The 21736-nt window shown below is 61.8% G+C and carries 18 protein-coding genes; 15 read left to right on the top strand and 3 right to left on the bottom strand.

Annotated elements, in window-relative coordinates; translation table 11 throughout:
• Positions 1-18 precede the first annotated feature (18 nt).
• The 4 genes from ACZYR5_RS03780 (at position 19) to ACZYR5_RS03765 (ending at position 8306) form a co-directional block, all read left to right on the top strand.
• Entirely contained in the window at positions 19-1701 is a 1683-nt protein-coding gene (locus tag ACZYR5_RS03780) for a fatty acid--CoA ligase (protein WP_489087850.1), read from the top strand.
• 337 nt (positions 1702-2038) lie between these two features.
• On the top strand, positions 2039-3913 hold the full coding sequence (locus ACZYR5_RS03775; protein WP_489087851.1) for a DUF1302 domain-containing protein: 1875 nt from the start codon (positions 2039-2041) through the stop codon (positions 3911-3913).
• A 27-nt stretch (positions 3914-3940) separates the two neighbouring features.
• Positions 3941-5305, top strand: coding sequence for a DUF1329 domain-containing protein (locus ACZYR5_RS03770; protein ID WP_489087852.1), 1365 nt, complete (start codon positions 3941-3943; stop codon positions 5303-5305).
• 262 nt (positions 5306-5567) lie between these two features.
• Positions 5568-8306, top strand: a complete 2739-nt coding sequence (locus ACZYR5_RS03765) for a winged helix-turn-helix domain-containing protein (RefSeq protein ID WP_489087853.1) — start codon at positions 5568-5570, stop codon at positions 8304-8306.
• Here ACZYR5_RS03765 and ACZYR5_RS03760 read toward each other — a convergent pair.
• Positions 8303-9232, bottom strand: coding sequence for a LysR family transcriptional regulator (locus ACZYR5_RS03760; protein ID WP_489087854.1), 930 nt, complete (start codon positions 9230-9232; stop codon positions 8303-8305). The genes ACZYR5_RS03765 and ACZYR5_RS03760 overlap by 4 nt on opposite strands.
• A 242-nt stretch (positions 9233-9474) precedes the next feature.
• On the opposite strand from ACZYR5_RS03760, the gene ACZYR5_RS03755 reads away from it, so the two are divergent.
• From ACZYR5_RS03755 to ACZYR5_RS03730, 6 genes are all read left to right on the top strand, one after another.
• Positions 9475-10965 carry an aldehyde dehydrogenase gene (locus ACZYR5_RS03755; protein ID WP_489088468.1) on the top strand — a complete coding sequence of 497 codons (1491 nt, stop codon included), beginning with the start codon at positions 9475-9477 and terminating at the stop codon, positions 10963-10965.
• A gap of 22 nt (positions 10966-10987) precedes the next feature.
• Positions 10988-12358 carry an aspartate aminotransferase family protein gene (locus tag ACZYR5_RS03750; RefSeq protein WP_489087855.1) on the top strand — a complete coding sequence of 457 codons (1371 nt, stop codon included), beginning with the start codon at positions 10988-10990 and terminating at the stop codon, positions 12356-12358.
• 411 nt (positions 12359-12769) lie between these two features.
• On the top strand, positions 12770-13756 hold the full coding sequence (locus ACZYR5_RS03745; protein WP_489087856.1) for an ABC transporter substrate-binding protein: 987 nt from the start codon (positions 12770-12772) through the stop codon (positions 13754-13756).
• 9 nt (positions 13757-13765) lie between these two features.
• Positions 13766-14569: an ABC transporter permease gene (locus ACZYR5_RS03740; protein WP_489087857.1), complete on the top strand. Its 804-nt coding sequence runs from the start codon at positions 13766-13768 to the stop codon at positions 14567-14569.
• A complete protein-coding gene (locus ACZYR5_RS03735; protein ID WP_489087858.1) occupies positions 14557-15393 on the top strand; it encodes an ABC transporter ATP-binding protein in 837 nt (278 codons plus the stop codon). The genes ACZYR5_RS03740 and ACZYR5_RS03735 overlap by 13 nt, the downstream gene beginning before the upstream one ends.
• A 187-nt stretch (positions 15394-15580) precedes the next feature.
• A complete protein-coding gene (locus ACZYR5_RS03730; RefSeq protein ID WP_489087859.1) occupies positions 15581-16081 on the top strand; it encodes a methylated-DNA--[protein]-cysteine S-methyltransferase in 501 nt (166 codons plus the stop codon).
• Here the strand turns inward: ACZYR5_RS03730 and ACZYR5_RS03725 are convergent, their stop codons facing one another.
• A complete protein-coding gene (locus ACZYR5_RS03725) occupies positions 16082-16297 on the bottom strand; it encodes a DUF6434 domain-containing protein (protein ID WP_489087860.1) in 216 nt (71 codons plus the stop codon).
• A 98-nt stretch (positions 16298-16395) separates the two neighbouring features.
• Between ACZYR5_RS03725 and ACZYR5_RS03720 the strand changes: the two genes are divergently transcribed.
• A complete protein-coding gene (locus ACZYR5_RS03720; protein ID WP_489087861.1) occupies positions 16396-17040 on the top strand; it encodes an MBL fold metallo-hydrolase in 645 nt (214 codons plus the stop codon).
• Between the two features lie 116 nt (positions 17041-17156).
• The gene (locus ACZYR5_RS03715) at positions 17157-17861 is read left to right on the top strand and encodes a YiaD family glycine zipper/OmpA-like lipoprotein (protein WP_489087862.1); all 705 of its coding nucleotides are present in this window, start codon (positions 17157-17159) and stop codon (positions 17859-17861) included.
• Between the two features lie 86 nt (positions 17862-17947).
• Here the strand turns inward: ACZYR5_RS03715 and ACZYR5_RS03710 are convergent, their stop codons facing one another.
• Entirely contained in the window at positions 17948-18382 is a 435-nt protein-coding gene (locus ACZYR5_RS03710) for a Z-ring associated ZapG family protein (protein ID WP_027619539.1), read from the bottom strand.
• Between the two features lie 146 nt (positions 18383-18528).
• On the opposite strand from ACZYR5_RS03710, the gene ACZYR5_RS03705 reads away from it, so the two are divergent.
• The 3 genes from ACZYR5_RS03705 (at position 18529) to zapE (ending at position 21723) form a co-directional block, all read left to right on the top strand.
• Complete coding sequence (locus tag ACZYR5_RS03705; RefSeq protein WP_489087863.1) at positions 18529-19158, top strand: alpha/beta hydrolase; 630 nt, start codon at positions 18529-18531, stop codon at positions 19156-19158.
• Positions 19159-19182: 24 nt separating this feature from the next.
• Positions 19183-20538, top strand: a complete 1356-nt coding sequence (locus ACZYR5_RS03700) for a tryptophan--tRNA ligase (protein WP_489087864.1) — start codon at positions 19183-19185, stop codon at positions 20536-20538.
• 90 nt (positions 20539-20628) lie between these two features.
• Positions 20629-21723 carry a cell division protein ZapE gene (zapE, locus tag ACZYR5_RS03695; protein WP_489087865.1) on the top strand — a complete coding sequence of 365 codons (1095 nt, stop codon included), beginning with the start codon at positions 20629-20631 and terminating at the stop codon, positions 21721-21723.
• Positions 21724-21736: the final 13 nt, after the last annotated feature.

Genomic DNA, 21736 nt, shown 5'->3' with positions numbered 1-21736 from the left:
CAGATTAAAGGGATCATTATGTTGCAGACTCGCGTTATTCCACCCGCCGAAGGTGCGTATCAATACCCGCTGTTGATCAAACGCCTGCTCATGTCCGGCAGCCGCTACGAGAAAACCCGCGAGATTGTCTACCGTGACCAGTTGCGCTACAGCTATCCAACGCTGATCGAGCGAGTCGCGCGGCTGGCCAACGTGCTGACAGCGGCAGGGGTCAAGGCCGGGGACACCGTGGCGGTGATGGACTGGGACAGCCATCGCTACCTGGAATGCATGTTCGCGATCCCGATGATTGGCGCGGTAATCCACACCATCAACGTGCGTCTGTCGCCCGAACAGATTCTCTACACCATGAACCACGCCGAAGATCGCTTCGTGCTGGTCAACAGCGAGTTCGTCGGTTTGTACCAGGCGATTGCCGGGCAACTGACCACGGTCGAGAAAACCCTGCTCCTCACTGACCTGCCGGAAAAAACCGCCGAGCTGCCAAACCTGGTGGGCGAGTACGAGCAACTCCTGGCGGCCGCGAGCCCGCAGTATCAATTCGAAGACTTCGACGAAAACTCGGTGGCGACCACCTTCTACACCACCGGCACCACCGGCAATCCCAAGGGCGTGTACTTCACTCATCGTCAGTTGGTGCTGCACACCATGGGCGTGTCGACGATCATGGGCAGCATCGACAGCGTGCGCCTGTTGGGCACCAACGATGTCTACATGCCTATCACTCCGATGTTTCATGTGCATGCCTGGGGCTTGCCGTACGTGGCGACCATGCTCGGCCTCAAGCAGGTCTACCCGGGACGCTACGACCCGGAATTCCTGGTGGAGCTGTGGCGCAAGGAAAAGGTCAGCTTCTCCCACTGCGTGCCGACCATCCTGCAAATGCTGCTCAACGCCAAAGGTGCGCAGGGCACCGATTTTGCCGGCTGGAAAATCGTCATTGGCGGCAGTGCGCTGAACCGTGCGCTGTACGAAGCGGCGAAGGCCAAGGGCATCCAGTTGACCGCCGCCTATGGCATGTCGGAAACCGGGCCGTTGGTGTCCTGCGCTCACCTCAACGATGAGCTGATGGCCGGCACCGAAGATGAACGCACCACTTACCGGATCAAGGCCGGGGTGCCGGGGCCGTTGGTGGAAGCAGCGATCATTGATGCCGACGGCCACTTCCTGCCCGCCGATGGCGAATCCCAGGGTGAACTGGTGCTGCGTGCGCCATGGCTGACCGAAGGCTATTTCAACGAACCGCAGAAGGGCGCGGAGCTGTGGGCTGGCGGCTGGCTGCACACCGGCGACGTGGCGACGCTGGACAGCATGGGCGTGATCGACATCCGTGACCGGATCAAGGACGTGATCAAGACCGGTGGCGAATGGGTGTCGTCGCTGGACCTTGAAGACCTGATCAGTCGTCACCTGGCGGTACGTGAAGTAGCAGTGGTGGGCATCCCCGATCCGCAATGGGGCGAACGTCCATTTGCCTTGCTGGTGATCCGCGAAGGCCATGTGATTGGCGCCAGGGAGCTCAAGGAACACCTCAAGCCCTTTGTCGAGTTGGGCCACCTGAGCAAGTGGGCGATCCCGAGCCAGATCGCGCTTGTTACTGAAATTCCCAAGACCAGCGTCGGCAAGCTCGACAAGAAACGCATCCGTCTCGACATCAGCGAATGGCAGGCCAACAACAGCACCTTCCTTTCGACGCTTTAACTCTCCCGTGCCGTGCCCAAAAGGGCACGGCAGGCCCACCAAGCAAGCGCTTGGCTTGTCAAATCGAAATTTTCAGCCATCCTTGCCGAGCCGGCATCTGCCGGACTGGCAACAGGACTGTTCCAGAGTGGTCGGGGGCTGCAAATCACACTTTAGAGGGATCAAGCAGTACAGGCTGCTGGATATAGTCCGTTCAAGGATTTTTAGGAACGCGGCGCACGCACGAACAGGGGCGATGCAACTTTGGATGACTTCGCGAGCGCATGGCTCTCCGTCCTCCAGAGCGTTTTTAAAAGTGCTCACTGCCATAACAATAAAAGCACATGGAGTAGCGTCGATGACATCAGTAAACCAGTTCTGGCGCCGGGCGAAATTGCCCCTGGCGGTCAGTCTCGCCTCTACGCTCGCCGGGCCCGCATTCGGCGTCAGTTTCAACGTTGGTGAAATCGAAGGTCAGTTCGACTCATCCCTCTCGTTGGGCATGAGTGTGTCGACCCAGTCACCGAACAAGAACCTCATTGGCGTCAACAACGGTGGGCATGGTCTGTCCCAGACCTCCGATGACGGCCACCTGAACTTCAAGAGCGGGCAAGCGTTCTCGAAGATCTTCAAGGGCATTCATGACCTGGAACTGAAATACGGTGACACCGGCGCGTTTGTTCGCGGCAAATACTGGTATGACTTCGCGCTGCAAAACGAAGACCTGGAATTCAAGAACGTCAGCAACGACAACCGCAAGGAAGGCGCCAAGTCCTCCGGCGGGCAGATCCTCGACGCCTTCGTCTACCACAACTACGCGATCGCCGATCAGCCGGGCTCCGTGCGCCTGGGCAAGCAGGTGGTCAGTTGGGGTGAAAGTACCTTCATCGGCGGCGGCATCAACTCGATCAACCCGATCGATGTGTCCGCGTTCCGTCGTCCAGGCGCCGAGATCAAGGAAGGCCTGATTCCGGTCAACATGTTCTACGTGTCCCAGAGCCTGACCGAGAACCTGTCGGCCGAAGCCTTCTACCAGATCGAATGGGACCAGACAGTTGTCGACAACTGCGGCACTTTCTTCTCCCAGCCCGACATCATCGCCGACGGTTGCGACAACAACCTGCGCGTATTGAACAAACGCTCGACCCTGCCGGCGGCAGCCTTGGGGCCAGCGGCTGCACTGGGCGTCGACGTCAACGAAGAGGGCGTGCTGGTGCGTCGCGGTCCGGATCGCGATGCTCGCGACAGCGGCCAGTGGGGCGCGTCGTTCAAGTACATGTTCGACCCCTTGGACACCGAGTTCGGTGCCTACTTCATGAACTACCACAGCCGTGCGCCGATCTTCAGCGCCACCGGTGCCTCGCAATCGATCTACAACACCGCCGGCGCCTTGCCAGGGCCGTTCGCGGCACTCGCACCCCTGCTGGTGGCGGGCAACTCGCAGTACTTCGTCGAATACCCGGAAGACATTCGCCTGTACGGCCTGAGCTTCTCCACCACCCTGCCTACCGGCACGGCGTGGCAGGGTGAGCTCAGCTACCGTCCGAACGCGCCGGTGCAGCTGAACTCCACCGACATCCTGTTTGCTGGCGTACGACCTCTGGGCGGCGCCCTGGCCAACGCTTCGCTGCTGTCGGCGTCGCCAGGTTCCGACCTGCACGGCTATCGCCGCAAGGAAGTGACCCAGTTCCAGACCACCCTGACGCACTTCTTCGATCAGGTCATGGGCGCCAGCCGCCTGACCCTGGTGGGTGAAGTCGGCGTGACCCACGTTGGCGGGCTGGAAAGCACCTCGGACGTGCGTTATGGCCGCGATCCGGTCTACGGTCCGGGTGAGTTGCCTGGTGGTAGCTGCGAGTTCCTCAACGGCCGCACCATCGCCGGTGCAGGTCCAGGCACACCGACCAACAACGCCACGCGCAATTGCACCGACGAAGGTTTCACCACCCCGACATCCTGGGGCTACCGTGGCCGTGCGATCTGGGACTACAACGACGTGTTTGCCGGGGTCAACCTCAAGCCTAACGTGGCCTGGTCCCACGACGTCAGCGGCTACTCGCCGGGTCCTGGCGGCAACTTCGAGGAAGGCCGCAAAGCCATCAGCCTGGGCCTGGATGCCGAATACCAGAACACCTACACCGCCAGCCTGGCCTACACCAACTTCTTCGACGGCAAGTACACCACCGTGGATGACCGTGACTTCGTCGCGCTCAGCGTCGGCGTGAACTTCTAAGCATTGCTTCTTCAGGACGAACACGAAATGAAAATAGCCAAGAATCTGATGTACGTCGCGGGCCTGGGGCTGTCATTGCTGGCCACCAGCGTGATCGCCGCCGTACCGGCTGCCGAAGCCGACAAGCTGGGCAAGAGCCTGACGCCCATGGGTGCGGAAATGGCCGGCAATGCCGATGGCTCGATCCCGAGCTGGAAGCCGCTGCCGAAGAATGCCGGGTCCGTCGACAGCCGTGGTTTCCTGTCCAACCCTTATGCCAGTGAACAGCCGCTGTTCACCATCACTGCGCAGAACGTCGACAAGTACAAGGACAAGCTGGCGCCGGGACAATACGCGATGTTCAAGCGTTACCCCGAGACCTTCAAGATGCCGGTCTACACCTCCCATCGTGGCGCTACCGTGCCGGATGACGTGTTCGCCGCCATCAAGAGAAACGCCACCAACACCAACCTGGTGTCGGGCGGCAACGGCCTGGAGAACTTCGAAACGGCGGTGCCGTTCCCGATCCCGAAAAGCGGTGTCGAAGTCATCTGGAACCACATCACCCGCTATCGTGGCGGCAGCGTGACTCGCCTGGTCACCCAGGCCACGCCGCAGGCCAATGGTTCGTACAGCCTGGTGTACTTCCAGGATCAGTTCGTGTTCCGCGACAAGATGAAGGACTACGACCCGAAAAACCCGGGCAACATCCTGTTCTACTTCAAGCAGAAAGTCACCGCGCCAGCGCGCCTGGCCGGTGGTGTGCTGCTGGTCCACGAGACCCTCGACCAGGTCAAGGAACCGCGCCTGGCGTGGGTCTACAACGCCGGTCAGCGTCGTGTGCGTCGTGCGCCACAAGTGTCCTATGACGGCCCAGGTACAGCGGCGGATGGCCTGCGCACCTCCGACAACCTGGACATGTACAACGGTGCGCCGGATCGCTACGACTGGAAGCTCGAAGGCAAGAAAGAGATGTACATCGCCTCCGACGCCTACAAACTCGACGATCCGAAGCTCAAATACGCCGACATCATCAAGGCCGGCCACATCAACCAGGACCTGGCCCGCTACGAGCTGCGCCGCGTGTGGCATGTGGTTGCGACCTTGAAGGAAGGCCAGCGCCACATCTACGCCAAGCGTGACTTCTACATCGACGAGGACACCTGGCAAGCGGCGGTGATCGACCACTACGACGGTCGCGGGCAACTGTGGCGTGTGGCTGAAGCCCATGCCGAGAACTACTACGACAAACAAGTGCCGTGGTACGCCCTGGAAACCCTCTACGACCTGCAGTCCGGCCGCTACCTGGCACTGGGCATGAAGAACGAAGAGAAACAGGCCTACGACTTCGGCTTTACCGCCACCAGCAGCGACTTCACCCCGGCCGCACTGCGCCAGGATGGTATTCGCTAACCCGCTGTAACAGAGGCCGCATCCTCGAAAAAACGCCCCGACTGGTTCGGGGCTTTTTTTTGCGTCGGGAAAAGCGCCGCCATTTGCCTGAAACACCGGAGCGTTACATTCAGCGGCCAATGTGACAGCGATAGGTGGCTTGTGCGGTATTCCGCTGTACTTTTTGTAGCCATTTGTAGCAATTGCCTTCAATCCCTTCTCCTTTACCGCTAGTCTGCGGACATCTGCAATGCCGACAACAGCACTCCAAAAAGAGTTGGCTATGACTGACCTGTTCCGAATCCAGAACTCTCCCGACACTGCGGTGCCAATGTCGCAGGGGCGCTTCTATCGTCCGCCCTTGCCCGATGGTCACGTCGTGCGGCCGCGCCTGTGCGAGCGGCTGAGTGCCGGCTTGCAGGGACGATTGCTGCTGGTCAGCGCGCCGGCCGGATTCGGCAAAAGCTCGCTGGCGGTGGAGTTCTGCCAGAGCCTGGCGCCCCATTGGCAGAGCCTCTGGCTGGGGATCAGCTCGCGCGACAGTGATCCCGGGCGTTTTCTCGAACGACTGCTCGAAGGCCTGCAACACTATTTCCCCCGCCTTGGCAGCCAGGCCCTTGGCCTGCTGAAAATGCGCCAGCGTCATCAGCCCTTTGCCTTTGAAGAATGGCTCGACGGTTTGCTTGATGAACTGGCGGTGCATCTGTCTCCCAGCGAGCCGTTGCTGCTGGTGCTCGATGACTACCATCTGGCGCAGGGGCCGGTGCTTGACCGCTGTCTCCAATTCTTCCTCAACCACCTGCCGGATGGCCTGCTGGTGCTTGTGACCAGTCGCCAGCGTCCGGACTGGCATCTGGCGCGCTTGCGCCTGTCGCGACAATTGCTGGAGTTGCACGAGCAGGATCTGCGCCTGACCCATGATGAGTCCCTGGCCTTGCTCGACCGGCACAGCAGCTCGCTACGCGGCGAGGCGCTGGAGAACCTGATCCGGCGCAGTGAAGGTTGGGTCGCCGGCCTGCGGTTCTGGCTGCTGGCTGCCTCCGAGGCGGGCAGCAGTGCACTGTTGCCACCACCGTTGCATGGCGGCGAAGGGCTGATCCGCGACTACCTGCTGGAGGAAGTCATCGATTGCCTGCCCGCCGAAGTGCAGGCCTTTCTCTACGACACTGCCCCCCAGGAGCGTTTTTGCCGCGAGCTGTGCGACGCCGTGCGCGAAGCCCATGACAGTGGCGAAATCCTGCGCTTCCTGTTGTCCCACCAGGTGTTCCTGGTGCCGCTCGACGAGCAGGGCCACTGGTACCGTTATCACCACCTGTTTTCCGATCTGCTGCGCAGCCGGCCGCCGGCCACCGCCATTGTTCCGGCCGCGACCCTGCATTTGCGTGCCTGCCGCTGGTTCAATGCCCAGGGCCTGCTCGACGAGGCGGTAGAGCAGGCGCTGCGTGCCGGCCATCTGGATGTGGCGGCGAACCTGGTGCAGAACCTGTCGGAGGAGCAACTGCTGGCCGAGCAGAACGTCGGCATGCTCCTGCGCTGGAAAATGGACTTGCCCGACAGCCTGCTGGTCAGCACCCCGCGCTTGATCGTGTTGTACAGTTGGGCCCTGGGCCTGGCCTGCCAACTGGACGCCGCCGAGGAACTGGCCAGCCACTTGAGTCGCTTCCTCCCGGCGCCTTCGGCCACGGCGCAGAAATCCATGCTGGCGCAGTGGCTGGCATTGAGCGGGATCATCGCCCGCGGGCGCGGCCAGCGTGAACAGACTCTGATGTACTGCAGCGAAGCCCTGGAAAGCCTGCCGCACAAACGTTACGGCCAGCGCCTGATGTGCCTGTCGACGTTGTCCAACCTGGCCATTGCCGATGCCGACCTGTGGCGCGCGCGAGGCTTGAACCGCGAGTCCCTGGAACTGGCCCAGCGCGTCGGCAACCCGCTGTTCGAAGCGCTGGCCCATTACGACCGGGCCCGGGTGCTGCAGGCGCGCGGGGAAATTCTGCGCGCCCTCGACGAGGTGCGCCAAGGCCAGCAGCGCCTGCAGGGGCTGTCGCCGCAGCGTCTGTATGCGGTGCGTGCCCGCCTGACTCTGTACGAGGGCTACCTGCTGGTGCTGCGCCTGCAACCGGAGCTCGGCCTGGCACGCTTGCAGGCTGGCTTGTTGGAGGCGCGCGCCTGCCGTGATATCAGCGTGTTGATCGGCCACAGCGTGATCGCCCGCTACGAAGGCAGCAAGGGCGAGTTTGCCAGGGCCTTTGCTGAACTGGCGGAAGCCGAGCGCCTGATGCACATCTGGGACGTGCCGCCGATCTACTACCTGGCGATGATCACGCTGGTCAAATGCGAGCTGTGGCTGGCCCAGGGCCGCACCGACCTGGCGGGTGCCTGGCTGTCCCGGCTCGGGCAGACCTACAACGGCGAACAACCGGCTTCGCCGCCGGAATTCCATCCACAGATGGCCCTGCACATCGAATTGCAGCAAGCCGTGCTGGATGTCATCCAGGGCCAGCCGATGCTGGCCGAAGGGCGTCTCAACGTGTTACTTGAGCACGGGCAGAACAGCGGGCGGCAGATGCTCAGTGTCATGGCCTTGAATCAGAAGGTTGCACTGATGCTCGGCAATGGTCGTGAAGCCGAGGCGCGCAAGGCTCTGGTCCAGGCCTTCGAAGCAGCCCATGGCGGCGTGTTGCAGCCTTTCGAAGGTTTGCTGCGCGAGCGTCCGGACTGGTTGCGCGAGCAACTGGCGTACTGTGCGAATGACGCGCTGCGCCAGAGTCTGTTGCAGCGTCTACCGGCAGGTGCTGCCCGTGCCAGCACCGACCCGGCAGTCGGCAGCGAAACCCTCAGCGCCCGCGAGCAAGCGGTGCTGCAATTGATTGCACGGGGCTGCTCGAATCAGGAAATCAGCGATCAGTTGTTCATCTCGTTGCATACGGTGAAAACCCACGCCAGCCACATCAACAGCAAGCTGGGGGTCGAGCGTCGCACCCAGGCGGTGGCCCGGGCCAAGGAGCTGGGCCTGCTGGCCTAATCGGCTGGCAGCGGCCGCCGGGCCTTGGCGGTCAGTTGCTCGCGGCAGTAATCGGCGAACAGTTGCGCCGGCTTGGTCAACTGTCCCCGCTTGAGCCAGGCCGCCACCAGGCCCGACCCAGTCACCTCTTCGACAATGTCCACGCACACCACCTTCTGCCCGTCGTAGGTGCATTCGGAGTGTGGGCGGGTGACCAGGATCGAGAAGCCGAAGCCCTGGCCGACCATGCCGCGCACCATCTCGATCGAGGGTGAGCTGAAAGCGATCTGCGGGGTCAGCCCCAGTTCGTCGAACAGGCTGACGAAGTAGGTGCGGCTCGGTTGTACGTCCAGCAGAATCATCGGCTCCAGGCACAGGTCGCGCAGCGAGACCTGGGCTTGCTGGGCGAAGCGGTGATCGGCCGGCAGCAACGCGTAGGGCCGCTGGGCCGGCATCAGCGGTTCGGTCTGGATGGTGCCATCGAGGTCGTGTTCATAGAGGATCGCCAGGTCAAACGCCCCCGACGTCAGCCCCTGCACCAACTCCTGCTGCTCGCCATCACGGATGCGGATTTCCACCCCCGGATACAAGGCCGAAAAACCGGCCATCAGCTGCGGCAAATACAGCGGTGCGACCGTTTCAAAGCAGCCGATGTCGATCTGCCCGGACACCACGTCGTTGTCGGCCAGGGCATTCTGTTCGAACTCCCGGGCCATGCGCAGCAGCTCCTGGGCCTTGCGAAAAAAACGCGCACCGCTGGGCGTCAGGGACACGCCCTGGGCGTGATGGCGGATCAGCAGTTGTACGCCGAAGCTGTCTTCCAGGCCCTTGATCGCCGTGGAAATCGACGGCTGGGCGATGTACAGCTTGCGCGACGCCTCGGCGACGCTGCCGCATTCGACCGTGGTGATGAAGTACTTCAGTTGACGCAGATTGTAGGCAGCCACAGCAGACCTCGGGAGGGTAGGTTCAGCGTTACGCTCGATCCCTGAAACCAAGCAATTTGCGCACCGCCCCGATCCGCGTGGGCGACAGTTTTGTCGTGGCTGAACAATAACCACCTCACGCTCGGGTGGGGAGCTCGGCTGCAGAGTTTTTTCATCGCCTGCGAAGACATTTTTACTATTTTTACCCCGCCGCCACCTGGGCCACTATCCACTGCACAAGAAAGCCCATGGAGCATCCGAACGTGTTCGAGCTTGAATATTGGCAAGGCCAGGCTGCCGCGCTGCAGTTTCCTACCCAAGCGTTGATAGGCGGGCAATGGCGTCCGGCGTTGTCCGGGCAGACCTTTACCGCGATCAATCCGGCCACCGGTGGCGTGCTGGCCGAGGTTTCGGCCTGCGGCAGTGAGGACGTCGATGCGGCCGTGAGCAGCGCCCGCCGGGCATTCGATGCCGGTGTCTGGGCGCAGCGTTCTCCCAACGAGCGCAAGCAGGTCTTGCTGCGCCTCGCCGATCTGCTCATGACCCACCGCGAAGAACTGGCGCTGCTCGATTCGCTGAACATGGGCAAGCCGGTGATGGACGCCTACAACATTGACGTGCCGGGCGCCGCCGGGGTGTTTCGCTGGTATGCGGAAAGTCTCGACAAGCTGTATGACCAGGTGGCCCCCAGCGCCAGCAACGTGTTGGCGACCATCACCCGCGAGGCCCTGGGCGTGGTCGCTGCCGTGGTGCCGTGGAACTTCCCCTTGGACATGGCCGCCTGGAAGTTGGCACCGGCCCTGGCCGCAGGCAACTCGGTAATTCTCAAACCCGCCGAGCAGTCGCCGTTTTCTGCGCTGCGTCTGGGTGAACTGGCGCTGGAGGCAGGCATACCACCGGGCGTGCTCAACGTACTGCCGGGCCTTGGCGAACAGGCCGGCAAGGCGCTCGGTTTGCACCCGGACATCGACTGCCTGGTGTTCACCGGTTCCACCGAAGTCGGCAAATACTTCATGCAGTACTCGGCGCAGTCCAACCTCAAGCAGGTGTGGCTGGAGTGCGGTGGCAAGAGCGCGAACCTGGTGTTCGCCGATTGCCAGGACCTGGACCTGGCCGCGCAGAAAGCCGCGTTCGGCATCTTCTTCAATCAGGGCGAAGTCTGCTCGGCCAACTCGCGCTTGCTGGTGCAGCGCTCGATTCACGATGAATTCGTCGAGCGCCTGAAAGTGCAGGCGGCGCGCTGGCAGCCCGGCGATCCACTCGACCCGTCCAGCCCGGCTGGGGCTATCGTCGACAGTCGGCAAACCCGGCGCATCATGGGCTTTATCGATCAGGCTCAACGCCAGGGCGCCCGCCGGGTATGTGGCGGCGAGCAGGCCCGTTTCAATGGTTGTGACAACTTCATTCAGCCGACGATTTTTACTGGCGTCACGCCTGATATGTCGCTGTTTCGCGACGAAGTCTTTGGCCCGGTGCTGGCGGTCACAGCGTTTGACGACGAAGCCCACGCCCTGCAGTTGGCCAACGACAGCGTCTACGGCCTTGCCGCGTCGCTGTGGACCGACGACCTCAACCGCGCGCACCGCGTGGCGCGGCAATTGCGTGCCGGCACCGTCTCGGTCAACAGCGTCGACGCGCTCGACGTGACCGTTCCATTCGGCGGCGGCAAGCAGTCCGGTTTCGGTCGTGACCTGTCGCTGCACTCATTCGATAAATACACCCAGTTGAAAACCACCTGGTTTCAACTGCGCTGATCACCACAACGGAGAACTGGCGATGACCACCCCACGTGAAACCCGCGACTACCAGGCCGCCGATGCTGCACACCACATCCACGCCTTTGTCGATCAGAAAGCCCTCAACGACGAAGGGCCGCGCGTGATGGTCCGTGGCGAACGCCTGCATCTGTGGGACAACGACGGTCGGCGCTACCTGGATGGTATGTCGGGGCTGTGGTGCACCAACCTCGGCTACGGCCGCAAGGACCTGGCCGCTGCCGCGAGCCAGCAACTGGAGCAGTTGCCGTACTACAACATGTTCTTCCACACCACCCACCCGCAGGTGATCGAGCTGTCGGAGTTGCTGTTCAGCCTGCTGCCAGGGCACTACAGCCACGCTATCTACACCAACTCCGGCTCCGAGGCCAACGAAGTGCTGATCCGCACTGTGCGCCGTTACTGGCAGGTACTGGGCAAGCCCGAGAAGAAGGTAATGATCGGGCGTTGGAACGGTTACCACGGCTCGACCCTGGCCGCGACGGCGCTGGGCGGGATGAAATTCATGCACGAAATGGGCGGGATGATTCCGGATATTGCGCACATCGACGAACCTTATTTCTTTGCCCACGAAGGCAACCTCACGCCAGAGGAGTTCGGTCTGCGGGCGGCGCGACAACTGGAGGAAAAAATCCTCGAGCTGGGGGCGGACAAAGTCGCTGGTTTTATCGCCGAACCCTTCCAGGGCGCCGGTGGCATGATCTTCCCGCCGGCGAGCTACTGGCCGGAGATTCAGCGCATTTGCCGCCAGTACGACGTGCTGCTGTGCGCCGATGAAGTGATCGGCGGCTTCGGTCGCACCGGTGAATGGTTTGCCCATGAGTATTTCGGCTTCGAGCCGGACACCCTGTCCATCGCCAAGGGCCTGACCTCTGGCTACATCCCCATGGGTGGCCTGGTGCTGTCGAAGAAAATGGCCCAGGTGCTGGTGGAGCAGGGCGGTGTCTTCGCCCACGGCCTGACCTACTCCGGGCACCCGGTGGCGGCCGCCGTGGCGATTGCCAACCTCAAGGCGCTGCGCGACGAAGGCGTGGTCAGCCGGGTCAAGACCGACATCGGGCCGTATCTGCAGCAATGCCTGCGCGAGGTGTTCGGCAAGCACCCGCTGGTGGGCGATATCCAGGGCACGGGCATGGTCGCGGCGTTGCAACTGGCCGAGGACCGGGACACCCGCAAGCGCTTCGCCAATGAGAACGATATTGCCTGGCGCTGCCGCACGATTGGCTTTGAGGAGGGGGTGATTATTCGCTCCACCCTGGGGCGCATGATCATGGCGCCGGCGTTGATTGCCAGTCGTGAGGAAGTTGATGAACTGATAGGCAAGACCTTGAAGGCGGTGGATCGTACGGCGCGGGAGTTTGGCCGGCTTTGAGTTTTTCGTAAGGTCTTGAAGGCTAATCGCGGCGGTGCGACGTTTCGACAAGCCCGCTCCCACAGGGTTTTGTGTTGGCCGCAGGTTTGGGGCTGCATACCTGACCTGTGGGAGCGGGCTTGCCCGCGATAGCTATCTCTGAATCAAGCCATTTTCAGAGCCCTGCACCAACCCCGGGCAACCCTGCCCAAGGCGCCCATTTTCCGGGCGCTCTAGCGAGTTTTTTGTTCATTCGCATCGACATATTTCCTCATTTTCCTCACCGCGCCCTTGGGCCAACATTCGTCTGGCCAGTCAGCCCAACGCTGACCCTTCAAGGTCCAGTCAGAGACCGCCTGTACCACCTGTTCGAGGCCGCTGGCCGTACTGCCCCGCAACACACAATCAAATCAACAGCTGTGGGAGTGCTCCATGATCAAGTCCTTGCTAACGCGTTTCGCCCATCCGCTGGCGGTCACCGCCATTGCCGCCACAGTCGCCACCAGCGCCCAGGCTGGCACCCTGTCCATCGGCCATACCACCTGGGTCGGCTACGGCACCTTGTACCTGGCCCAGGACCTGGGCTACTTCAAGGAAAACGGCCTGACGGTCGAGCTGCCGGTGGTGGAAGAGGCGGCGATGTACATGGCCGCCCAGGCGTCCGGCCAATTGTCGGGTTCGGCGTCGACCATCGACGAAGTGCTGAAATACCGTCCGCAATTCTGCTTCAAGGCCGTGGCGGCGCTGGATGACAGCCACGGTGGCGACGGTGTACTGGTCGGCAAGGAGGTCAAGAGCCTGCAGGAACTCAAGGGCAAGGCGGTGGCGGTGAACGAGGGTTCGACCTCGCAGTTCTGGCTGTCCTACCTGCTGAAAAAGAACGGCATGAGCATGAGTGATATCACGGTGCAGAACATGACCGCCGATGATGCCGCCACTGCCTTCATCGCCGGGCGGGTGCCGGCCGCAGTGACCTGGGAGCCGCATCTGTCGATGGTCCGCGACAAGCAGCAAGGCAAGGTGTTGATCGACAGCAGCACCACGCCGGGAGTGATCGTCGATGTGGTGGCGCTGAACTGCGACGTCATCGAGAAACAACCGGACGACGTCAAGGCGCTGGTCTCGGGCTTGTACAAGGCCGTGAAGTACACCCAGGAACATCCGGAAAAAGCCTACGAGATCATGGCCAAGGGTGTCGGTGGCTATCTCTCCGATCCGAAAGAACTGGCGGCTGCCGCCAAAGGCGTGCGCTTCTACGACCAGGCCATGAGCGAAAAACTCCTCGGCTCTCCGGGCAAACCGGGCGACAGCGCCGCGCTGATCAAACTGGCCAACGAAACCGCCAGCGAATTGCAAGGCAAACCCTACAACGTCAGCCACGACGATCTGGTCGACAACCGTTTCGTCAGCCCGCTCTAGGAGACTGTCATGTTCAAGCGCAATTCATGGTTGAGCCGCTGCGTCACGCCCAAGACGGCTTTGCCGGTCAAAGTCATCTGGAGCGCCAGTGGCCTGGCCTGGGTACTGTTGGTGGGCCTGTGGGCCGGGTTGTCCTACGGCGGCGTGGTGCCCAGCATGTTCCTGCCGACGCCCGGCGCGGTGGTGGAAGCCGCTGGGCGCCTGAGCCGCGATGGCACCCTCGGCCAGCATGTGTGGGCGAGCCTGGAAGTGGTGATGGTCGGGTTCGTGGTCTCGTCGCTGGTAGCGGTGCCGTTGGGCCTGCTGATGGGCAGCTTCCGTATCGTCCAGGCGTTCCTCGAACCGATGGTCAACTTCATCCGCTACCTGCCGGTCACCTCGTTCGTGCCGTTGTTCATCCTGTGGATCGGCATTGGCCTGGAACAACGGGTGTCGGTGATTATCTTCGGCGTGTTCTTTCAGCAACTGGTGATGATTGCCGACGTCTCCAAGGGCATTTCCAAGGATTTGATCAACGCGTCCTACACCCTCGGTTCCAGCCGGCGTGATGCGGTGCTGCATGTGATCGCCCCGGCGTCCTTGCCCGGCGTACTCGATACCTTGCGCGTGACCATGGGCTGGGCCTGGACCTACCTGGTGGTCGCCGAACTGGTGGCTGCCTCCAGTGGCCTGGGTTACCTGAGCCTCAAGGCCATGCGTGGCTTTCAGGTGGACGTGATTTTTCTCGCCATTGCGATCATCGGCCTGTTGGGCCTGATCACCGACCAACTGTTCCGTTTCCTTCGCCTGAGGATCGCCGCATGGGCTCAGTAACCTCTGCCACTCACCGTTTTGATACTCCCCGAGCGGCTGCCATCAGCGCCGCCCCGCGCCTGCAGGTAGACAAGGTCAGCCTGCGTTACCAGAAACCTGATGGCGGCGTTTTCAGTGCGCTGGAGAAGGTTTCATTTGAGGTGCCGGACCAGCAATTTGCGGTATTGGTCGGCCCTTCGGGTTGCGGCAAATCCAGCTTGCTGTACCTGACCGCAGGCCTGGCGGAACCCACCGAAGGCGAGATCTACGTCGGTGGCCAGCAAGTCGAAGGCCCCGGCGCGGATCGCGGCATGGTGTTCCAGAGCTACACCCTGTTCCCCTGGCTGACCGTACGACAGAACGTCGAATTCGGCCTCAAGCGGCGTGGGATGCCGGCTGCCAAGCGCAAGGAAATAGTCGATTACTATGTCAACGAAGTCGGCTTGAGCGCCTTCGCCGACAACTACGCCAAGCAGCTCTCCGGCGGCATGATGCAGCGCGTGGCCATCGCCCGCGCCCTGGCCAACGACCCGCAGATCCTGTTGATGGACGAACCCTTCGGCGCCCTCGACAGCCAGACGCGCCTGCAAATGCAGCAACTGCTGCTGCGGGTGTGGGGCAACAGCAAGAAAACCGTGTTGTTCGTCACCCACGATATCGATGAAGCCATCCTGCTCGGCGACCGGGTCTACGTCATGGGCGCCCGGCCGGGGCGGATCAAGCAGATCCTCGACGTGCCCATCGAGCGCCCGCGCACGCTGGATATGGTCATGGAGCGCTCGTTCATCGAGATGAAGCGCGAGATCTTCGGCCTGCTGCATGATGAGCTGGAGGAGGCGCACTGATCGAAGGCGAAAATTCAAGTCCCCTGTAGGAGCTGGCTTGCCAGCGATAGCAATCTCCAGTCGTGCGTCGCCAGAATCGACGCCTTCGCCGGCAAGCCGGCTCCTACAAATTCAAACGCAAGAAACGTAGTTCTTGCGTTTGAATCCCGTTTTACCCTGAATACGTTCTCTGACCCAGGAGCCTCCCATGTCCTACGTATTCAAGCGGCTGCCTTCTCCTGTTGGCACCCTGACCCTGATCGCACGGGGCGACAAGCTCTGCGCGATCCTCTGGGAAAACGAAAAACTCAATCGCGTGCGCATCGGCCCGCTGCAGGAAGATATCCACAACCCGCTGCTGCAGGAAACCGAACGCCAGCTCAAGCAGTACTTCGCCGGTGAGCGCGACTGCTTCGAGCTGCCACTGGACTTTGCCGGCACCGAGTTCCAGCAAAAAGTCTGGCGGGCCTTGCTCACCATCCCCTTCGGCGAAACCCGCAGCTACAGCCAGATTGCCCAGCAGATCGGCAGCCCCAAGGCCGTTCGCGCGGTGGGCGCGGCGAACGGCAAGAATCCGCTGTCGATTGTCGCACCCTGTCACCGAGTGATTGGCGCGTCGGGCAGCCTGACCGGCTTCGCCGGCGGCCTGGAGGCCAAACAGTATCTATTGGGGCTGGAAGGCCGGGAGACGTTGCCGCTGGGGTTCTGATCAGCGTCCTGGCGTCTGTCGCCGACGGTATTCATCGACCACATCGCCGAGGGTGGCCGGGGCGCCGCTGCGGATCCAGGCCATGAAATCGCGGTCAAACTTGAACGCGGCCCCGCAGTGTTGGTGCATGAAACGGCGCACGTTCTGGGTGTTTTTGTACGTGGGGTCGATGGCGGTGGTGGCGGTCAGCGTGTCGCTGTGCCAGTTGAATGTCATGAATGCAGCCTCCTTGCGACGATTGTGTAACGCTCGCGCCATCGGCGGCGCTCAGCGGCTGTGCCAGAATAGTCCATTCACTCTCTCCAGGAACACTCATGGACGCTGCCAAACCCGCGCTGATCCGCGAAACCTTCCCCGTCGGCCCGTTGCAGTGCAACTGCACCATCATCGGCGATCCGATCACCAAAAAGGCCATCGTCGTCGATCCGGGTGGCAATCATGAGTTGATCCTGTCGCGCCTCGAAGCCCTGGGCCTGAAGCTGGTGAGCATCATTCATACCCATGCGCACCTGGATCACTTCCTGGCCTCGGGCCAGTTGAAGGAAAAAACCGGCGCCACCTTGCACCTGCACAAGGAAGACCAGTTCCTCTGGGACAACCTGGAGATGCAATGCCAGATGTTCCGGGTGCCTTACACCCCGGTGCCGTCGCCGGATCGCTGGCTGGATGACGATGAAGAGCTGGCCTGCGGCTGCGGGGTGGCACTGCACACGCCCGGGCATACGCCGGGTTCCATGAGCTTCTGGTTTGCAGAGGCTAAGCTGCTGATTGCCGGCGACACCTTGTTTCGACGCGGGGTAGGGCGGACCGACCTGTGGGGCGGCGACCAGGCCACCATCGTGCGTTCGATCAAGCAGCGCCTGTACACCCTCGATGAAGAGGCCACCGTGGTCGCCGGGCACGGTCCTGATACGCGCCTGGGCGATGAGATGCGTGAGAACCCCTTCGTGCGGGCCTGATTTTTCAGGGCGTCGGGGCCGCTCACGGAATTTTTGCCGGTTGTCGTGTTCCAACGCCCGCAGGGGTCTTTTGCCAACGTCCGTTGCACCACAGAATGAAAAAGTAGGAGCTCTCCATGTTCACCTCGCGTCGTTTGATTATTGTCGCTACCGCCGTGGCCTTGTTGTCTGGCTGTGCATCCCCTAACCCGTATGACAACCAGGGTCAGGCCGACGGCGGCTCCACGGGTATGAGCAAAACTGCCAAGTACGGTGGCCTCGGTGCGCTGGCGGGTGCCGTTGCCGGTGCAGCCATCAACCACGACAACCGTGGCAAGGGCGCGCTGATCGGCGCTGCAGTGGTCGGTGCTTCCGCCGCCGGCTATGGCTACTACGCCGACCAGCAGGAAAAGAAACTGCGCGCCAGCATGGCCAACACCGGGGTTGAAGTGCAGCGCCAGGGCGATCAGATCAAGTTGATCATGCCGGGTAACATTACCTTCGCCACCGATTCGGCGAACATCGCCCCAAGCTTCTACCAGCCGCTGAATAACCTGGCAGGCTCGCTGAAAGAGTTCAGCCAGAACCAGATCGAAATCGTCGGCTACACCGACAGCACCGGCAGCCGCCAGCACAACATGGACCTGTCCCAGCGTCGTGCGCAGAGCGTAGCGACCTACCTGACCTCGCAAGGCGTGAGCGGCGCCAACCTCAGCGCCCGCGGCGCCGGCCCGGACAATCCGATCGCGAGCAACAGCGACGTCAACGGTCGCGCGCAGAACCGCCGTGTCGAGGTCAACCTCAAGGCGATTCCTGGCCAGCAGTATGGTGGTCAGCAGTAACAGCCATTCCCTGATTCAATTCCGGGCATAAAAAAACCCTCGACCAAGACATTGGCCGAGGGTTTTTTATGGGCGCTGAAAGCGAGTTACTTCTTCAGGCCATAGTGCTCGTCGAGCATGCCCGGCGCGTTAGGCGTCTTTGGCGCATAGTCGCGAGGCGGTTCCTGGTCGCGCGGTGGCGTCAGGCGTTCCCGTGGTGCATGCCCGGCATCGGCGTGCAGGGCGGCCAGCAGGCGTTGGCGTGTCTGTTCGTCGAGGGCCAGGCGGTTGGCGCCCTCGGCCAGGTGATCCTGCACTTCCTGATAGCTCTGAGTGAGTTTCTTCACCAGCGTTGCGGTGCTGTTGAAGTGGGTAACCACTTCATTCTGATAGCTGTCAAAACGTTCCTGAATGTCATCCAGCTGACGTTGCGTGCTGTTGGGCACGGCATTGGGCAGCAGGCGAGCAACCAGGAATCCAATGGCGACACCGGCAACCAGGGCAAGAGTCGGCAACAACCAAACTAAGAGCGAGTGTTCCACGAGTCCTTCCTCTATAAACGGCTTTGCTTTACGTTAACGGCTCGGACCTGCGCTGTATACCGCGACGAGATCGCAATTATGCCAGGCACAGACTTTTAGCTAGACGAGTCGACCCTTCGAGAGGTCACGGAGTTCCTTCCTTGCTGATGCGTGAAACCCCTGTAGTGATTGATGGCCCGGTGGGTCAACTGGAAGCCTTGTACCTGGATTCCCCCGAACCACGGGGCCTGGCGCTGATTTGCCACCCCAACCCGGTGCAGGGCGGCACCATGCTCAACAAAGTCGTCTCGACCTTGCAGCGCACGGCCCGCGACGCCGGTTTTATTACCTTGCGTTTCAACTACCGTGGCGTCGGCGCGAGTGCCGGCAGTCATGACATGGGCACCGGAGAAGTCGACGACGCCCACGCCGCCGCCCAATGGCTACGCGCCAAACATCCCGGCTTGCCGATCACCCTGCTCGGTTTTTCCTTCGGCGGCTTCGTAGCGGCCAGCCTCGGCGGACGCCTGGAAGCCGAGGGCGAACGCCTCGCGCATTTGTTCATGGTGGCCCCGGCGGTGATGCGCCTGGGCAGCCAGGACCCGTTACCACAGCGCGGCACCTTGACCCTGATCCAGCCGGAAACCGACGAAGTGATCGACCCGCAACTGGTTTACGACTGGTCTGCAGCCCTTGATCGCCCCCATGAGCTGCTGAAAGTGGCAGAATGCGGACACTTTTTTCACGGCAAGCTGACCGATCTCAAGGATCTGCTGCTGCCGCGCCTTTCGAATTGAATGCAGTCAGACAAGCGATTACCCATGACGACTCGTACGCGCATCCTTACCGGCATCACCACCACTGGCACCCCGCACCTGGGCAACTACGCGGGCGCGATTCGCCCGGCGATTGTCGCCAGCCGTGACAGCAATGCCGATTCGTTCTACTTCCTGGCGGATTACCACGCCCTGATCAAGTGCGACGACCCGCTGCGCATCCAGCGCTCGCGTCTGGAAATCGCCGCGACCTGGCTGGCCGGTGGCCTCGATGTGGAGCGCGCAACCTTTTATCGCCAGTCCGATATCCCGGAAATTCCCGAGCTGACCTGGTTGCTCACCTGCGTCGCGGCCAAGGGCCTGCTCAACCGCGCCCACGCCTACAAGGCCTCGGTGGACAAGAACCTGGAGACCGGCGAAGACCCGGACGCCGGCATCACCATGGGCCTGTACAGCTACCCGGTGCTGATGGCCGCGGACATCCTGATGTTCAACGCACACAAGGTGCCGGTCGGCCGCGATCAGATCCAGCACGTGGAAATGGCCCGCGACATCGGCCAGCGCTTCAACCACCTGTTTGGCCAGGGCCAGGAATTCTTCACGCTGCCCGAAGCGCTGATCGAGGAAAGCGTCGCCACCTTGCCGGGCCTCGACGGTCGCAAGATGTCCAAGAGCTACGACAACACCATCCCGTTGTTCAGCAGCGCCAAGGAGATGAAGGACGCGATCTCGCGCATCGTCACCGACTCGCGCGCGCCGGGCGAAGCGAAGGACCCAGACAACTCGCACCTGTTCACCCTGTTCCAGGCCTTCGCCACACCGGCGCAAGCCGCCGAGTTCCACGGCGAACTGCTGCAGGGCCTGGGCTGGGGCGAGGCGAAGAACCGTCTGTTCCAGTTGCTCGATGCCGAACTCGGGGAGTCTCGCGAGCGTTATCACCAGTTGATCGCGCGTCCGGCGGACCTGGAAGACATCCTGCAAATGGGCGCGAAAAAGGCCCGTGCGGTGGCGACCCCATTTCTGCAGCAGCTGCGTGAGGCGGTTGGCCTGCGCTCGTTCGTCACTCAGACCCAGGTTGCGGCCAGCACCAAGAAAAAGGCGGCCAAAGCCGCGCGTTTCGTCAGCTTCCGTGAAGACGACGGCAGTTTCCGTTTCCGTCTGTTGGCGGCCGATGGCGAGCAATTGCTGTTGTCGCGCAATTTTGCCGACGGCAAGACCGCCGGTCAGGTGACCAAGCAGCTGCAATCCGGCCAGGCGCTGGATGTGCGCAGCGAGGGGTCGAGCTTCAGCGTCTGGCTGGAAGGCGAGTGCGTCGGCGACAGCCCGGAGTTCGCCGACGGCGCCGCGCGGGATCAGGCCATCGAGGCCTTGCGCATTGCGCTGACCCCCGTTCAGGAATAATCAACGGCTCGGCCCGACCAAGGGCCGATTGCCATTCTTCAGGGCCGTCGCTACAGTGTCGGCCCGTTTTTGTTGCCTTGCTAACGAATTATGACGCCCCTAGAACGATATCAAGCTGATCTCAAACGTCCGGAATTCTTCCATGACGCCGCCCAGGAAACTGCCGTGCGTCATTTGCAGCGCCTGTACGACGACCTGATCGCGGCCTCGCAAAACAAGCCGGGCCTGCTCGGCAAGCTGTTCGGCAAGAAAGACCAGGCGCCGGTCAAGGGTCTGTATTTCTGGGGCGGCGTGGGTCGCGGCAAGACCTACCTGGTCGACACCTTCTTCGAAGCGCTGCCGTTCAAGGAGAAATCCCGGACGCACTTCCACCGCTTCATGAAGCGCGTGCACGAAGAGATGAAGACCCTGGGCGGCGAGAAAAACCCGCTGACCATCATTGCCAAGCGTTTTGCCACCGAAGCGCGGGTGATCTGTTTCGATGAATTCTTCGTGTCCGACATCACCGACGCGATGATCCTCGGCACCCTGATGGAAGAGCTGTTCAAGAACGGCGTGACCCTGGTCGCGACCTCGAACATCGTACCGGACGGCCTGTACAAGGACGGTCTGCAGCGTGCGCGCTTCCTACCGGCGATTGCGCTGATCAAGCAGAACACCGACATCGTCAACGTCGACAGTGGCGTCGATTACCGTCTGCGTCACCTTGAGCAAGCGGAACTGTTTCACTTCCCGCTCGATGAAGCGTCCCACGAGAGCCTGCGCAAAAGCTTCCGCGCACTCACTCCGGAATGCACGGCAGCCGTGGAAAACGACGTATTGATCATCGAGAATCGCGAGATCCGTGCCCTGCGCACCTGCGACGACGTGGCCTGGTTCGACTTCCGCGAACTGTGCGACGGCCCGCGTAGCCAGAACGACTACATCGAACTCGGCAAGATCTTCCACGCCGTGTTGCTCAGTGGCGTGGAGCAGATGAGCGTCACCACCGACGACATCGCCCGCCGTTTCATCAACATGGTCGACGAGTTCTATGACCGCAACGTCAAGTTGATCATTTCTGCCGAAGTCGAACTGAAAGACCTGTACACCGGCGGTCGCCTGAACTTTGAGTTCCAGCGCACCCTGAGCCGTCTGCTGGAGATGCAATCCCACGAATTCCTGGCCCGGGCGCACAAGCCTTAAACCGGATTCGAAT

Source organism: Pseudomonas sp. F007 (assembly GCF_057814275.1).
The sequence above is the reverse complement of the archived record's forward strand: the minus strand, read 5'-3'. Positions and strand labels throughout refer to the sequence as shown.

Bases quoted from the DNA above. Each gene is read 5' to 3' on its own strand.
- ACZYR5_RS03780 (WP_489087850.1), top strand. From the start codon at position 19: ATGTTGCAGACTCGCGTTATTCCACCCGCCGAAGGTGCGTATCAATAC.
- ACZYR5_RS03775 (WP_489087851.1), top strand. From the start codon at position 2,039: ATGACATCAGTAAACCAGTTCTGGCGCCGGGCGAAATTGCCCCTGGCG.
- ACZYR5_RS03770 (WP_489087852.1), top strand. From the start codon at position 3,941: ATGAAAATAGCCAAGAATCTGATGTACGTCGCGGGCCTGGGGCTGTCA.
- ACZYR5_RS03765 (WP_489087853.1), top strand. From the start codon at position 5,568: ATGACTGACCTGTTCCGAATCCAGAACTCTCCCGACACTGCGGTGCCA.
- ACZYR5_RS03750 (WP_489087855.1), top strand. From the start codon at position 10,988: ATGACCACCCCACGTGAAACCCGCGACTACCAGGCCGCCGATGCTGCA.
- ACZYR5_RS03745 (WP_489087856.1), top strand. From the start codon at position 12,770: ATGATCAAGTCCTTGCTAACGCGTTTCGCCCATCCGCTGGCGGTCACC.
- ACZYR5_RS03740 (WP_489087857.1), top strand. From the start codon at position 13,766: ATGTTCAAGCGCAATTCATGGTTGAGCCGCTGCGTCACGCCCAAGACG.
- ACZYR5_RS03735 (WP_489087858.1), top strand. From the start codon at position 14,557: ATGGGCTCAGTAACCTCTGCCACTCACCGTTTTGATACTCCCCGAGCG.
- ACZYR5_RS03730 (WP_489087859.1), top strand. From the start codon at position 15,581: ATGTCCTACGTATTCAAGCGGCTGCCTTCTCCTGTTGGCACCCTGACC.
- ACZYR5_RS03725 (WP_489087860.1), bottom strand. From the start codon at position 16,297: ATGACATTCAACTGGCACAGCGACACGCTGACCGCCACCACCGCCATC.
- ACZYR5_RS03720 (WP_489087861.1), top strand. From the start codon at position 16,396: ATGGACGCTGCCAAACCCGCGCTGATCCGCGAAACCTTCCCCGTCGGC.
- ACZYR5_RS03715 (WP_489087862.1), top strand. From the start codon at position 17,157: ATGTTCACCTCGCGTCGTTTGATTATTGTCGCTACCGCCGTGGCCTTG.
- ACZYR5_RS03705 (WP_489087863.1), top strand. From the start codon at position 18,529: ATGCGTGAAACCCCTGTAGTGATTGATGGCCCGGTGGGTCAACTGGAA.
- ACZYR5_RS03700 (WP_489087864.1), top strand. From the start codon at position 19,183: ATGACGACTCGTACGCGCATCCTTACCGGCATCACCACCACTGGCACC.
- zapE (WP_489087865.1), top strand. From the start codon at position 20,629: ATGACGCCCCTAGAACGATATCAAGCTGATCTCAAACGTCCGGAATTC.